The following is a 13,107-nucleotide window of genomic DNA, read 5'->3' on the forward strand; positions in this document are numbered from 1 at the left end:
AGAGACAAAAAGCCCCCGTCCGGGGGCTTTAAATCTTTTTAAGCGCTTGATCCAGATCTTCCACGAGCTTTTCTGGATTCCCAAGGCCCACGTGGATTCTTATCAGGTTCACGTCTTCTTTCGGGCAGTCACCATAGGCCACCCTTGGAACAACAAGGTTCTCGTGGCTTCCCCAACTCACAGCCATCTTGAAAACCTTCAGACTTTCGACGAATTCTTTTACTTTCTCTTCGCTGTCTGTTTTCAGCCTGAAGCTCATCAATCCTGAGCCACCGCTCATCTGAGAAGAAGCGAGTTCGTACTGCGGAGACCTTGGATTCATCGGATAGTTCACTTCGAGGACCTTCGGGTGATCCATGAGGAAATCTGACACCAAAAGAGCGTTTTCGTAGTGCTTTTTCATACGGAGTTCCAGCGTTCTAAGACCCCTCAAAATGAGCCAGGCTTCTATGGGCGAGAGAACTGGACCGATGTTTTTGTATTCATCCACGAAGATGTTCTTCATATCTTCACTGTCTCCAGCTATCACTCCCGCCATCACGTCTCCGTGCCCCGAGATGTACTTCGTCGCGGAGTGGACCACCACATCCACTCCCAGAAGCTTTGGTTTCTGGAAGATCGGTGATGCCCAGGTGTTGTCTATGACGGTTTTTATTTTGAGTTCTCTTGCCACTTCTGTGACCTTTCTTATGTCGATCACCTTCATCCTCATGCTCGTGGGACTTTCAAGGTAGATGAGCTTTGTCTTCTTCGTGATGGCTTCGACTATTTTTTCCGCATCTGGAGGAACGTAGCTGACTTTTATATCGAACTTCCTTGAAAGGTAGTTGAAGAACTTCTTCGCCCAGGAGTAAGCTTCGTCCACACACACGACGTGATCTCCCGAGCTGAGGAAGTGAAGGATGGAAAGCGAAATGGCACTCATTCCAGAAGCAACGAGGCGGGCATCTTCGCATTCTTCCAACGCTGCGAGTTTCTTTTCCACCAGTCTTGTTGTGGGATTGCTTCCTCTTTTGTAGACGAACTCGTAGTCTCCGTTTCTGAGGGCTTTTGACATCTCATCGAAACTGTCGAAGTAGAAATTCGTCGTTTCGAAGATGGGAAACGACAGTGCTTTCAGAGGAATGTCCTCTTCTCCGTAGGAGAACAGAATGTCGTCTATGTTCATGAGTAGGCCTCCTGTTGTGATTGTATACCGCATCATATTTTACCTTATGTTCAGACTGTTTCAAAGACCCTTTTTCTGCCTCCCCAATCCCTTCCGGGTTTCCTGCCGAGGTGCTCTATCATCTTCATCACACACGGAATACACGCGGTGTCTTTCTCAAAGACACAGATCTTTCCGGGATAGAGCTGATAAAGCTGTCTGTAAGGAGATGGGGTCCAGTTCGGCATAATGACGTTTGCACCGCATCTGAGAGTGATCTCTCTTCCTCCCGGTACGATCGTTCCCATGGCGGTGGTCGCCGGGATGTTCGAGTCTGGAAGAAGGATCCTGGTGAGTGCCACCATCTTCAGCGTGAGGGTGAAGTCTCCTTTTTTCTCGTTTGCGAGTGGTGTGTCAGGATGTGGAATGAACGGGCCTATTCCCACCATGTCGAAATCGTGTTCCTTCAGAAACAGAAGATCGTCGACCAGATCGTCTATCGTCTGTCCGGGAAGGCCCACCATGGAGCCCGCTCCCGTCTCGTATCCGAGTCCTTTCAACGTGAGAAGACATTGCACTCTGTTCTCAAAGGATGTGTCCGGTCTCAGTTTTTTGTGAAGAATGGGGTTCGCTGTCTCGTGCCTCAGGAGGTACCTGTCCGCTCCCGCCTCTTTCCACCTTTCGTAGTACTCTTTTGGCCACTCCCCAAGGCTCAAAGTAACTGCGACTCCCATCTTCTTTATTTCTCTCACGATGTCAGAAATCACATTCGGCATGTAATAAGGGTCTTCACCGGATTGAAGGACAATCGTTTTCGCACCGAACTGAACGGCGAGTCTTGCCCGTTCGACGATCTCTTCCGGAGTCATGCGGTATCTTTTCAAATTCTTGTTGTCTCTTCTCAGACCGCAGTAGAGACAGTTTTTTCTGCACACGTTCGAGAACTCTATGATTGCCCTGATGTGCACCTCGTCGCCCACGTACTTTCTTCTGATTTCGTCCGCGAGTTTGAAGAGGGCCTCGTTGAATTCCCTGTCGTTTAGGGAAAGGGCTTCTTTCAGGATTTCCCTTGTGAACTCTCTTCTTTCGAGTTTTTCCAGAATTTCTCTACCGGTCATGGCTCATCACTCCAGTTTATCGAGGATTTTCTTCAAAAGAGGGATCACTTCGTCCTTTTTATCCTCGGGGAAATCTTCTGCGAAGACACCAAACCTTTTGTTTTCTACGAGAAGTTCGGCGGGAAGGAACTTTTCCCTTCCCGCTTTGAGATCTCTGTAAAAGGACCATCTCTTTCCTATCTTCTCTGAGATCCAGATCTTGCAGTCGTATTTTTCCGCGATCTCTTCGAGGATCCTTTTAAAATCTAACATCCCTCTCACCGCGCTTTATCTTTTCGAGTCCCTCTCTAACTCTCTCTCTGATCTTTGGATTCATCTTCTGAAGTTCTCTTTCAATAACCTCCTCTCCTACCTTCCTTGTTTCTTCTGTTGCGTAGTCACAGAGGTATTCCTGAAGTGTGAACAGGGCGTTCGGTGTGCAGAAGTTCTTCACGAAACCGGGAATTGCAAATTCCATGAAGTGTTCCCCAGTTCTTCCTGCCCTGTAACACGCGGTGCAGAATGAAGGTACAAAGCCCTCTTTCAGTAGGCTTCTCATCACCTGATCGAGTGGTCTTGGGTCTTCGAGCGTGAACTGTCTCTTTCTGTCCTCGTCGTCTTCTCTGTGAGAGTACGCTCCGATTCCTATTCTGGAGCCGGCGTCTATCTGTGAAACACCGAGCTTTATCACCTCGTCCCTGAGTTTTGCGGGTTCTCTTGCGGTGAGAATCATGCCCGTGTACGGAACAGAAAGCCTTATGATGGCGACGAGCTTCTTGAAGTCTTCGTCGCTCACGATGTGTTCCGGTTTCTGCGAATATGGTGTGTTTATCGCGGGTTTTATCCTCGGGAAAGAGATGGTGTGTGGTCCCACACCGAATCTCTCTTCGAGGTGTATCGTGTGGTAAAGGAGACCCATCACTTCGAACTTCCAGTCGTAGAGGCCGAAGAGCGCTCCTATTCCAACGTCGTCGATTCCCGCCATCATTGCTCTGTCCAGTCCATAGAGCCTCCAGTTGTAGTTCGATTTCGGACCTCTTGGATGGAGTTTCAAATACGTTTCCCTGTGATACGTTTCCTGAAAGATCTGGAAGGTTCCGATTCCCACGGACTTTATGATCTTGTAGCCTTCAATCGTTTGAGGAGCAGCGTTGACGTTCACACGCCTGATCTCGCCGTTTCCGTACTTTGTGTTGTAAACGATGTCGATCGTCCTTGCGATGAACTCTGGTGAATACTTGGGGTGCTCTCCATAGACGACGATGAGTCTTTTGTGCCCTTGGGAAACGAGTGCCCTGACTTCTTCTTTCAATTGCTCTTCCGTGAGCGTTCTTCTTTCCACCACTTTGTTGGAAACTCTGAAACCACAGTAAACACAGTCGTTGACACAATCGTTTCCTATGTACAGCGGTGCGAAGAGAACTATTCTGTTTCCGTAGATTCGTTCTTTCAGAGTGCGGGCTGCTTCGAAGATCTCCTCCAGAAGCTCTGGATCTTCCACATTCAAAAGGGTGGCCGTCTCTTCCGGCTCGAGCCTGTTCTTGTCCAGCGACTTCTGGATGATCTCTCTCACCCTTGCAGGATCCGGGTTTTTCGTTTTCTCCAGAAGTTCAAATATCTTTTCTTCCGGTATGAAAGATCTGCTCTCTACACGCTCTTTCACAAACACATACATACACATCACCTCTTCAAAGGAACTGTTTTCACGCGAACACCGGAAATCTGGCCGAGCTTTCCGGAGAGGGCACCTATCGTGTCGTTGTCTGTTTTCAGAACGAGGAATATGATCGCCATGTTCTCTTCTCTGACGGGATAGCCGACTCTGAGCAGAATGTCTTCGGAGAAATTGTGAAGGAGTTCGTTCACCTGTCGGTAGGCTTTTTCCCGGTCTTCCACCACGATGGTGAGGATGTAGAATCTCTTCTCCAAAACGAAAACCCCCTCTCCACGTGCCGGGAGAGGGGTATACTTCCATCCATCCCCTCCCCCGGTGTCAGGATTTTCCCCTCCACCTCAGGAGGTTTGTGATTTTTCTCACTTTCTGTTCATATTATACCACCTTCTGAGAGTCACCACAACATCCCCAGCATCCACATCGGGATCACATTTCTAACGGGAAGATCGACATCGTCCCTTATCACGAAGTCACTCGATTTCTTTTTCTTGCTCTTTCCACCAACTTCTATCTTTATTCCTTCGAAAACGTAATCTCCTTCTTCTTCGTTTTTCACAGCGTATATTTTCCCGATCTCTTTCAATGCGAAGACAACGAAAGCCTCTCTGAAATTTCCAATTTCTCCCTCGAAAGCGTAGTACATGGCAGGATCAGATAAGAAGATCTTTTCCCCTTTTGAAAAGGGTTTTTCTACCCTTTTTTTCCGCACGATGTTCACAAGCTCTATTTCTTCCATTGTCTGTAGTAACTGGTAAAACTTTTGTTTTCCAACACCCCATTCTCTGCACATGGATTCAACGTTTATCGTCGGTATCTTTGAATGGAGGAGGTGGCCGACGATTGCCTTCATGACCCCAAGGTGATTTTCTGTTACTGTACCAAGAAAGTGTGGTACATCGTAGTAGATCGCCTTTTGCAGGATGTTCATTAACTTCTCTCTGAAGTTACCTTCCACATAGAACGGTCTTGTTCCAGTCTCTCGATATTTTCTGAAGAGACTCATCAGGTCCACTTCTTTTAAAGCCTCGGCGGCGTAATCGATGGAGACCTCAAAGGGAGAACTCAGCTTCCTCAGAGTTTTTCCAGTTTCGAAGTGGATGAATTCTCTAAAAGACATCAGAGGCATTCTGATCAAAACGAATCTTCTCGAAAGATCTGATATTCCCTTTCTCAGGAGAACGGAACTGCTGTCACTCGTCCATATAACCCTGTCTGGAAAGCTATCGTAAAGAACCTTAAGGATGGTACTCCAGTTTTTCAGAAGGTGAACTTCGTCGATGATGATGCCCGGATAATTTTTCATTATCTCCTGAAAAAGATCGTGTAGTGGAACGTCCAGAAGGAGAATTTCATCTCCTGAAACATAAAGAAAACCGTGCTTTCTTGCCATCGACAGGAGAAAAGTGGTCTTACCCGCACCTCGTGGTCCGTAGAGAAGGATCGCCCTGTTTGTGAATCTCTTTTCCAGATCCTGGAAAAAGAGACGCATCTTTTTTGAAAGAAAACTGATCATTCTGTTCATCTGGAGATCCAATTTTTCGATGATCTCCTCGTACACAGTATGCACCTCCTCTGGAACGAATTATAGCACAAAACGTTCTCAAAAAGAACGATTTTTCGTAGAATTCTATTTTCCGTTCTGTTATAGAACGATAGTCTCACAAAATCGTTCTCTTTCAGAACGAAGAGTCGGCTTAACATTTCTTAACAAACCATGTGAAATCACACAAAGAAAACCTGGAAACTAAGAAGTGGTAAAATCCTGATGTGGAGGTGTCTCTTATGAAAAGGTTTGTGGTACTTCTTCTTTCATTAGTTTCGGTTTTTCTTGTGGCAGAAACGCTCGTCATCAAGGGTTCCAACACAGTCTTTCCCATCGCTCAGCTCTGGATCGAAGAGTTCAAAAAGCTCCACCCGGATCTTCAGGTGACTCTCGAAGGTGCGGGCTCTTCCACAGGAATCGCGGCGCTCTTCAACGGAACGACCGACATCGCCAACTCGAGCAGATGGCTCAAACCCTCTGAAATCGAGAGAATGAACAAGGAAGGAAAATACTTCATTCCTTTCCTCATCGCTTTCGACGGAATAGCGATCATTGTGAACAAGGACCTCGGCATCGACGACATCTCCATCGAAACTTTGAAGAAGATCTACACAGGAGAGATCCAGTACTGGTCACAGGTGAATCCAAATCTCCCGAAACAGAGAATCGTTGTTTACTCGAGAAACACCGCTTCTGGTACCTACGAAACGTTTGAAAACAAAGTCCTCGGTGGAGCGAGAATGGCTCCTTACGTGAGAATGGTCGAAAGTACCCAGCTTGAGATAGAGAGTGTTTCCAAAAATCCGTACGCTATTGCTTATGTTGGTGTGGGATACGTCACAGACGATGTGAAAGTCCTGAAGGTGAACGGTATCTACCCGACGAAGGAAAACATTCTGAAAGGAAAATACCCGATAGCAAGACCTCTCTTCATGTTTGTCGATGCGACAAATGGATTTCCTGAGATGGGAAGCCTCGTCTTCGAGTACATCATGTTCGCCTTCTCGAAGAAAGGACAGGAGCTGGTTGAAAAGGCAGGTTACATAGCCGCTTACGGTCAGTGAGGAGGGATCGAAGCTGAACAGAACCCTGGCGAATTTCCTCAGAAAACTGGTGATAGTCGCTCTTTCGGGTACTGGCATTCTTGCCCTCTTTCTCCTGGTTTTCTTTCTGATCAGGGAAGCCTGGCCCGCCCTCGTGGAAATCGGGGGCGAGCTTTTCACGAGTATCTACTGGTATCCAACGGCGGATCCCCCAGAATACGGTATGCTCGCTATGATAGCCGGAACTCTGCTTCTAACGGCTTTTTCTTCTGCCGTGTTACTTCCCCTCGGTTACCTTATAGCCTTTTTCCTCCACACTTACGCTAAAGACTTCGAGAAAAACCTCATAAGAACCACAGTGGAATTCCTCGCCGGGACACCTTCTGTAATCATAGGACTCTTCGTTCTTCTGTACATCGCTCCTATTCTGCTCAATTTCGATGTGTGGTCCACCGAGAACTTTCTGCTCGCATCCATCGGTCTCATTCTCACGGCCCTTCCCTACACCGTTTCTCTTTCCCTTGAAGCACTCGACTCTGTCGATGTGGCCCTTGAAGAGAGCGCCCTGGCACTCGGAGCGACTCGATTCACCACGGTTTTCAAGGTTACCACCAGAGCGGCGCTTCCCGGCATATTGAACGCCTTCGTCCTGACCGTGAACAGAGTTGTCGGTGAAACGATGATCGTCCTCATGGCTGGCGGAGGAGCCGCCATAATACCGCGTTCTTTCTTCGATCCGGTGAAACCTCTGACAGCCGCGATTGCGAGCGAAATAGGTGAGGTGGCCGTTGGAAGCATGCATTATCATGTGCTCTTTGCGGCCGGGGTTATACTTCTTGTGATCTCCCTTGTTCTCACAGGACTCTCCAGGTACATATCGGGGAGGCAGACAAGATGAGAAAAGACCTGATCGCTTCGTACGTTTTCAGAGCAGTGAGTTACGTTGCCTTCGCAGTTGTTGTGATCATGTTCGTACTGGTTCTCGCTGGAGGGGTGAAGTACTTTTCACCTTCTTTTTTCCTGGATTACCCGAAGAACGGTATGACGGAGGGAGGGATCTTTCCCGCCATCCTTGGCAGTTTCTACCTCATGGTGCTCACGTTTCTCATATCGATTCCTCTTGGGATCTTCACCGGAGTGTTTCTCTCTGAGTACGGAAACAACGTGATCGCGAAGTGGATAGATATCTCTCTGACCGCCCTGAGCGGTATTCCTTCGGTCGTCTACGGACTCTTCGGACTTGCCTTTTTCTGCGTGGCCCTTCAGTTTGGAACTTCCATGCTCGCTGCCGCGTTGACTCTTTCTCTCATGACACTTCCCGTTATCGCTTCTTCCACGAGAGAAACCCTGAAGGCCATACCTGTTGAGATAAGAGAAGCGGCGCTGGCACTCGGTGCGACGAAAGAAGAGGTGATCTTCAAAGTTCTTCTCCCCGCTGCGAGGAAAGGAATCATAACAGCGGTTCTCGTCGGTGGTGGAAGAGCTCTGGGAGAGACCGCTCCTGTTCTGCTCACAGGAGCCGTGTTCTATTCAACACAGCTTCCGAAGAGTCTTCTCTCTCCTGTTATGACCCTGCCAACACACATATACTACATCACAGCGGCGTACGGCGAGTCGGCCCAGTGGATGGCGAAGGGAACGGCCGCTTTTCTGATGATAGTGGTTGCCTTGATATATGGAACAGCTTTCTTTTTGAGGAGGAGAAAGAATGGAGCCCATCATTGAGATCGAAAACTTCAGCGCTTACTACGGCGAGAAGATAGCCGTCAAGAACGTGACGATGAAGATCTTCAAAAACCAGATAACCGCCATAATAGGTCCCTCCGGATGCGGTAAAACAACTCTCCTGAGGAGCATCAACAGGATGAACGATCATCTGCCTGGATTCAGGGTTGAAGGGAAGATATACTTCAAGGGACAGGACATCTACGATCCACAGCTCGACGTGACGGAGTACAGAAAGAGAGTCGGTATGGTCTTCCAGAAACCGACACCTTTTCCCATGTCGATCTACGACAACGTCGCGTTCGGCCCCAGGATACACGGGGTGAAGAGCAAACACATTCTCGACCGGATAGTAGAGGAATCATTGAAAAAGGCAGCCCTATGGGACGAGGTGAAGTCAGAACTGAACAAATCTGGTACGAGACTCTCCGGCGGTCAGCAGCAGAGGCTCTGCATAGCGAGAGCACTCGCCGTTGAACCCGAGGTGATTCTTCTCGATGAGCCGACATCGGCCCTCGATCCCATAGCGACTCAGAGGATAGAAAAGCTTCTGGAAGAACTCTCTGAGAATTACACCATCGTGATCGTCACACACAACATCGGCCAGGCGATAAGAATAGCGGACTACATAGCGTTCATGTACAGAGGAGAACTCATCGAATACGGACCAACGAGGGAGATCGTGGAGAGACCGAAGAACAGGCTCACCGAGGAGTACCTGACAGGAAAAATCGGATGATGGAGGCGGAAAGTATGGTCGATCACGTTCACTTCGAAAGGGAACTCACACTTCTCAAGTCTGATGTCTCGAAGATGCTCTTTCTGGTCTCTGAATCTTTGAACGACGCGATAGAGAGCCTCGAGACGATGAATGAGACGCTCGCCAGGAAGGTCCTCGAGTCGGACGATATGATAGACGAACTGAACAGGGAGATAGAAGAAAAAGCTTACCAGATCATAGCGAGGTACAACCCCATCCTGAAACAGCTCAGGTACATCATCACCATCTTGAAATTTTCAAACGATCTGGAGAGGATAGGAGATCTCTCCTGCAACATAGCTGAGAAGTGTCTCTTTCTCTCTGAAGAGAAGATCAAATTCGAAATGCTCAAGGAACTCAAAGACATGTTCGGAAGCACCCTGAAGGTGGTTCAGGACGCTTTCAAGGCCTTCGTTGAAGAAGATGTGGATCTGGCTTTCAGGCTCTGGAAGTTCGACGACGTGATAGACGAGATGGAAAAGAAGATCAGAAGAATCGTGGTGGAAAGAATAAGGGAGGGAAACATCTCGGCCGAGCTGGCGCTGGTTTACATACTCATCGCAAGAGACCTTGAGAGGGTGGGAGATCACGCCAACAACCTCTGTGAGGAGGTCATATACATAGAAACGGGAAAAAACATGAAGGAATTCCTGAGGGGTGTTGAGAGTGGGAGTGAAGGTGCTGATAGCTGAAGACGACGAAGACATAAGGAGCGTGTTGAAGAGATACCTGGAAACCGAAGGATACGAGTGCGACGAAGCAGAGTCCCTTTTCGATCTCAAGAAAAAACTCTCTGAAGGAACGTACAACGTGCTTCTCCTCGATCTCATGTTTCCCGACGGTGTGGCGATGGACGAAATTCCCGAGATGAAAGTTTCTCACCCGGAAATGGCCATCATCATCATCTCGGCAAGGGACAGGGACATGGACCGCATCTTTGGAATAGAGCTCGGAGCGGATGATTACGTGACAAAACCTTTCAATCCAAGGGAAGTTCTCGCACGTGTGAAAGCGGTTCTGAGAAGGATGGGGAAAGAACAGAAGGTACTGAGATTTGGAAGACTCGAGATCTTTCCAGAGGATTACATAGTCAGATACGATGGAAAAAACGTTGAGATGACAGCCAAAGAGTTCGAGCTTTTGAAACTCCTCGCCACGACCCCGAACAAGGTCTTTTCAAGAGAGGAGATCCTGAACAGGGTGTGGGGAGACGATTACGTCTCTGACAGGGTAGTGGATGTCCACATCAGCGCCATTCGATCGAAGATAGGAAAGGGATGGATAAAAACGGTGAGGGGATTGGGATACAAGTTTTCAACACGGGGTGATGAGGGTGATAGAGCTTGAAGATCTCGATCATATCAGAGAAGCGATCGTGATACTGAAGGGCCTGGAAGTGGAAGGTGCGAACAAACCGGGTGAGAAACTCGGCTTCAAAAAGGGAAAGAATCTGATGTCGATCTTCACGTGCAAGGAAATGGATAGATTCATCAGAGATGTTCAAGAAAGAAAGAATTTCTCCCTTGAAACAAACGCCTATTTTTTTGAACTCCACTCGAAAAGGTTCGTCTCCCTCCGCTACCTTCCGAAGAAGAGTCTTCTCTTTGTGAACGATCTCACCGAGGAGAGAACTCTCAGCGAGGCAAAACTCGATTTTGTAACGGCCGTCTCCCACGAGCTGTTCACACCTCTTTCTGCGTCAAAGGCAAACGTTTTTCTTCTGAAGGACATAGAAAACGATCCAGAAAAACTCGAAATACTCGGAAAAGTTGAGCGCTCCTTGGACAGAATGGAAACGATCATCAGACAGCTCAAGGTGCTCACCATGATACAGCTGAGACTTTACGAACTCAAGATGGAGCACATTCCTGTCGAAGAAGTCGTTCACATGGTCTTGGAAGAGCTTCGAGAAAAGATCGAGTCAAAGAAGATCAAGGTAAACGTTTTTGTGGATGTTGAAACAATCGAAACTGACAGGTTCGTGTTCCACACGATCTTGAAGAACCTCGTTTCAAACGCCGTGAAGTACTCTTATCCCGATTCTGTGGTGGAGATTTCTATCACCGGTGAAAGACTGAGTGTGAAAGATCAGGGAATCGGTATCAAAGAAGAGGAGAAGAGCAGGATATTCGAGCGCTTCTACAGAGGTTCAGAAGCACTCAAGATGGCGCCCGGTTCTGGCCTGGGACTTTCCATAGTGAAACACCTGTGCGACACGATAGGTTACAGGCTGGAAGTGAACTCTCAGTGGCTCGTTGGATCAGAGTTCATCGTTCACTTCAAATGATGAACTCCTCTTCTTCCCACGTTTTCCCCTCCGGGTTGTGCCACCCGCCTTCTCTCGTGCACCAGGCCGGAAGCGGAAACTTCACCGTGAGAGGAAGGTTCAAGAACGGCTGATCTATGATCACTTCTCCCTGTCTCAAGAGTGCTGCTTTTCTCTTGTAGTGCTCTGTGAGATGCGAGTATTCGGGTTTTATGAGTTCGGCTCCTTTCTGCCTGCCCACAACCACCGTAGCGGCTTGCGTGATTACCCTGTAATCCACTTCGGAAGCGGTCTGTTCGGCTCCAATGAGGATCACTCTGAAAGATCTTCCTCTTTCCGCCACATCTCTGAAGATGTTCGCAAGGGCTCCTCCGCCGTGTCTTGGTGCGTACTTGTTCAGCTCGTCCAGGAAAATGAAAACGGGCTGGGTGAAACCGCTGTTTCTTTCTTTTTCTCTCATTACCTCGGAAAGAATCGCACCTACAACGAACGCCTGTGCGCGTTCTCTCAACTTCGAAATGTCGATGACTGTGACCCTTCCCGGCACGTTCCAGTCGATCCGATAGTTGGTCTGCCACGGTTCCACTTTCAGAGGCGGTTTCACCCAGAGTCTGTCGAAGTCCATCTTTTGAGCGGCTTTCAATCTCCTGATCAGCATCCCGATCGTCTGCTTCTGGACGTGTTCTCCCAGGAGATACTCTCTTGTCCTTCCACCTTCTCCAAGATCTTTTATCAAACTATCGAGATCAAGTGGAAGATCCACGACTTCACCTTTCTTCATCACCACTTCGCGCAGTGCTTCTGACGGCAGTTTTTTTCTGTCAACGATGTATCCCTCTTTCAGAAATTCCTGGTACATCTCTTCCATTCTCTGGGAAAGGTGCTCCTGGAGGGACCAGACCGCGAGCTGAAAGTTCTGGTTTCTCGTCATCTCATCTGGATCGAACATGAGTTCCAGAAGGTTCATTTCGACGATGTCGAACACGTCCCAGCCGTAAACGTTCACACCGATCAATCTCTTGTTGACATCCGGTATGTAAGCTCCCTTCTCCCTGCTGGGAGCGTAGAATGCGACATTTTCAAAAGGTTTTGGTTCAATGCCGAGAACCCTGTACATTTCATCCCATTTCTCCCTTTCTGAATACCACTCCTTCGAAATGCGATCGAGAAACAGCAGACTCTCTCCCTTCACGTTGAAGATGATGTATCTCGCCTCTCTCAGCTCTCTCATCAAATCTCCATCGTTTTTGCTGGACGTTTCTATCATCGACTTGACGAGGAACGTGGTGTAAGACGTTTTCGCCGCAACACCGGACTGTCCGGAGACGTTTATGTGGGCTCCGTTGTCTCCCAGGATGTATCTCAAATCGAGATAAGCCGGCCTTCCGTTCTTCAGCAAGCCAACTGGCAGTGCAACGTTCTTTCTCTTCAACTCATCGAATCCAAGGGCGATGTCTATCTCCTCATCTCCGACGAGAAAGACGGGGGAGCCTATGTTTGGAGGGATCTCCGGAGCGTCTTCGAGGAGCTTGTCTCCTTCTTTCAGAAACGATCTTGTCACCTTCACCTTCGCGATGTATATCGGATAGGCAGGTTTCAACTTCTCGAGTGCAACTTCCTCTTCGTAGCCGTTTCTCAAATCTCCATCCCATCTGTTCTGTATATCAACGATCATTCCGTACGTGACGACGGTGCCGTACCCCGTGAGGTACTCAACCTTCACAACATCCTCTATCTGAGCGAATACCTTGTACGCTTCTCCTGGCTTTTCGGCGGTCATTCGAACGAAGAATTCGTACGGACTGGACTGGAATATACCGGTGACAACCCCTATCTTTCTTCCGCTCATTT

At 48.4% G+C, this 13,107-nt stretch carries 14 protein-coding genes; 7 read left to right on the forward strand and 7 right to left on the reverse strand.

The genetic code is table 11. The features are described from left to right. Positions 1 to 28: 28 nt before the first annotated feature. The 6 genes from aar to TPET_RS07705 form a co-directional block, all read right to left on the reverse strand. Entirely contained in the window at positions 29 to 1,168 is a 1,140-nt protein-coding gene (aar, locus tag TPET_RS07680) for a bifunctional L-alanine/L-glutamate racemase (protein ID WP_011943936.1), read from the reverse strand. A 50-nt stretch (positions 1,169 to 1,218) separates the two neighbouring features. Beyond that, positions 1,219 to 2,265, reverse strand: coding sequence for a [FeFe] hydrogenase H-cluster radical SAM maturase HydE (hydE, locus tag TPET_RS07685; RefSeq protein ID WP_011943937.1), 1,047 nt, complete (start codon positions 2,263 to 2,265; stop codon positions 1,219 to 1,221). A 6-nt stretch (positions 2,266 to 2,271) separates the two neighbouring features. Continuing rightward, complete coding sequence (locus tag TPET_RS07690; protein WP_011943938.1) at positions 2,272 to 2,517, reverse strand: hypothetical protein; 246 nt, start codon at positions 2,515 to 2,517, stop codon at positions 2,272 to 2,274. Beyond that, positions 2,504 to 3,919, reverse strand: coding sequence for a [FeFe] hydrogenase H-cluster radical SAM maturase HydG (gene hydG / locus TPET_RS07695; protein WP_048810885.1), 1,416 nt, complete (start codon positions 3,917 to 3,919; stop codon positions 2,504 to 2,506). Before hydG ends, TPET_RS07690 begins: the two co-directional genes overlap by 14 nt. Positions 3,920 to 3,924: 5 nt before the next feature. Next, complete coding sequence (locus tag TPET_RS07700; protein ID WP_004079987.1) at positions 3,925 to 4,173, reverse strand: TM1266 family iron-only hydrogenase system putative regulator; 249 nt, start codon at positions 4,171 to 4,173, stop codon at positions 3,925 to 3,927. A gap of 140 nt (positions 4,174 to 4,313) precedes the next feature. Next, positions 4,314 to 5,477 (reverse strand): ATP-binding protein, encoded by a 1,164-nt coding sequence (locus TPET_RS07705; protein ID WP_011943940.1) that lies wholly within the window; start codon positions 5,475 to 5,477, stop codon positions 4,314 to 4,316. Positions 5,478 to 5,701: 224 nt separating this feature from the next. On the opposite strand from TPET_RS07705, the gene TPET_RS07710 reads away from it, so the two are divergent. Genes TPET_RS07710 through TPET_RS07740 form a run of 7 tightly spaced genes read left to right on the forward strand, consistent with a single transcriptional unit; the run spans position 5,702 to position 11,277 of the window. After that, on the forward strand, positions 5,702 to 6,526 hold the full coding sequence (locus TPET_RS07710; protein ID WP_011943941.1) for a phosphate ABC transporter substrate-binding protein PstS: 825 nt from the start codon (positions 5,702 to 5,704) through the stop codon (positions 6,524 to 6,526). Between the two features lie 49 nt (positions 6,527 to 6,575). Next, the gene (locus TPET_RS07715) at positions 6,576 to 7,403 is read left to right on the forward strand and encodes a PstC family ABC transporter permease (protein ID WP_004079995.1); all 828 of its coding nucleotides are present in this window, start codon (positions 6,576 to 6,578) and stop codon (positions 7,401 to 7,403) included. After that, positions 7,400 to 8,230, forward strand: coding sequence for a phosphate ABC transporter permease PstA (gene pstA / locus TPET_RS07720; protein WP_004079997.1), 831 nt, complete (start codon positions 7,400 to 7,402; stop codon positions 8,228 to 8,230). The genes TPET_RS07715 and pstA overlap by 4 nt, the downstream gene beginning before the upstream one ends. After that, entirely contained in the window at positions 8,214 to 8,969 is a 756-nt protein-coding gene (gene pstB / locus TPET_RS07725; protein WP_004079999.1) for a phosphate ABC transporter ATP-binding protein PstB, read from the forward strand. Before pstA ends, pstB begins: the two co-directional genes overlap by 17 nt. Positions 8,970 to 8,983: 14 nt before the next feature. Beyond that, positions 8,984 to 9,682 carry a phosphate signaling complex protein PhoU gene (gene phoU, locus TPET_RS07730; protein WP_004080001.1) on the forward strand — a complete coding sequence of 233 codons (699 nt, stop codon included), beginning with the start codon at positions 8,984 to 8,986 and terminating at the stop codon, positions 9,680 to 9,682. Further along, positions 9,657 to 10,337, forward strand: a complete 681-nt coding sequence (locus TPET_RS07735; protein WP_004080003.1) for a response regulator transcription factor — start codon at positions 9,657 to 9,659, stop codon at positions 10,335 to 10,337. Before phoU ends, TPET_RS07735 begins: the two co-directional genes overlap by 26 nt. Then, positions 10,318 to 11,277, forward strand: a complete 960-nt coding sequence (locus TPET_RS07740; protein WP_004080004.1) for a sensor histidine kinase — start codon at positions 10,318 to 10,320, stop codon at positions 11,275 to 11,277. The genes TPET_RS07735 and TPET_RS07740 overlap by 20 nt, the downstream gene beginning before the upstream one ends. On the opposite strand, the gene TPET_RS07745 is transcribed toward TPET_RS07740, so the two are convergent. Continuing rightward, positions 11,270 to 13,105 carry an HAS-barrel domain-containing protein gene (locus TPET_RS07745; protein ID WP_011943943.1) on the reverse strand — a complete coding sequence of 612 codons (1,836 nt, stop codon included), beginning with the start codon at positions 13,103 to 13,105 and terminating at the stop codon, positions 11,270 to 11,272. The genes TPET_RS07740 and TPET_RS07745 overlap by 8 nt on opposite strands. Between the last annotated feature and the right edge of the window lie 2 nt (positions 13,106 to 13,107).

The sequence above is a fragment of the Thermotoga petrophila RKU-1 genome (genome assembly GCF_000016785.1).
Taxonomy (GTDB): Bacteria; Thermotogota; Thermotogae; order Thermotogales; family Thermotogaceae; genus Thermotoga; species Thermotoga petrophila.

What these genes read in the sequence shown, in the direction of transcription:
- TPET_RS07710 (WP_011943941.1), top strand. Translation starts at nt 5,702, where the DNA reads ATGAAAAGGTTTGTGGTACTTCTTCTTTCATTAGTTTCGGTTTTTCTT.
- hydG (WP_048810885.1), bottom strand. Translation starts at nt 3,919, where the DNA reads ATGTATGTGTTTGTGAAAGAGCGTGTAGAGAGCAGATCTTTCATACCG.
- TPET_RS07740 (WP_004080004.1), top strand. Translation starts at nt 10,318, where the DNA reads ATGAGGGTGATAGAGCTTGAAGATCTCGATCATATCAGAGAAGCGATC.
- aar (WP_011943936.1), bottom strand. Translation starts at nt 1,168, where the DNA reads ATGAACATAGACGACATTCTGTTCTCCTACGGAGAAGAGGACATTCCT.
- hydE (WP_011943937.1), bottom strand. Translation starts at nt 2,265, where the DNA reads ATGACCGGTAGAGAAATTCTGGAAAAACTCGAAAGAAGAGAGTTCACA.
- phoU (WP_004080001.1), top strand. Translation starts at nt 8,984, where the DNA reads ATGGTCGATCACGTTCACTTCGAAAGGGAACTCACACTTCTCAAGTCT.
- TPET_RS07690 (WP_011943938.1), bottom strand. Translation starts at nt 2,517, where the DNA reads ATGTTAGATTTTAAAAGGATCCTCGAAGAGATCGCGGAAAAATACGAC.
- TPET_RS07745 (WP_011943943.1), bottom strand. Translation starts at nt 13,105, where the DNA reads ATGAGCGGAAGAAAGATAGGGGTTGTCACCGGTATATTCCAGTCCAGT.
- pstA (WP_004079997.1), top strand. Translation starts at nt 7,400, where the DNA reads ATGAGAAAAGACCTGATCGCTTCGTACGTTTTCAGAGCAGTGAGTTAC.
- pstB (WP_004079999.1), top strand. Translation starts at nt 8,214, where the DNA reads ATGGAGCCCATCATTGAGATCGAAAACTTCAGCGCTTACTACGGCGAG.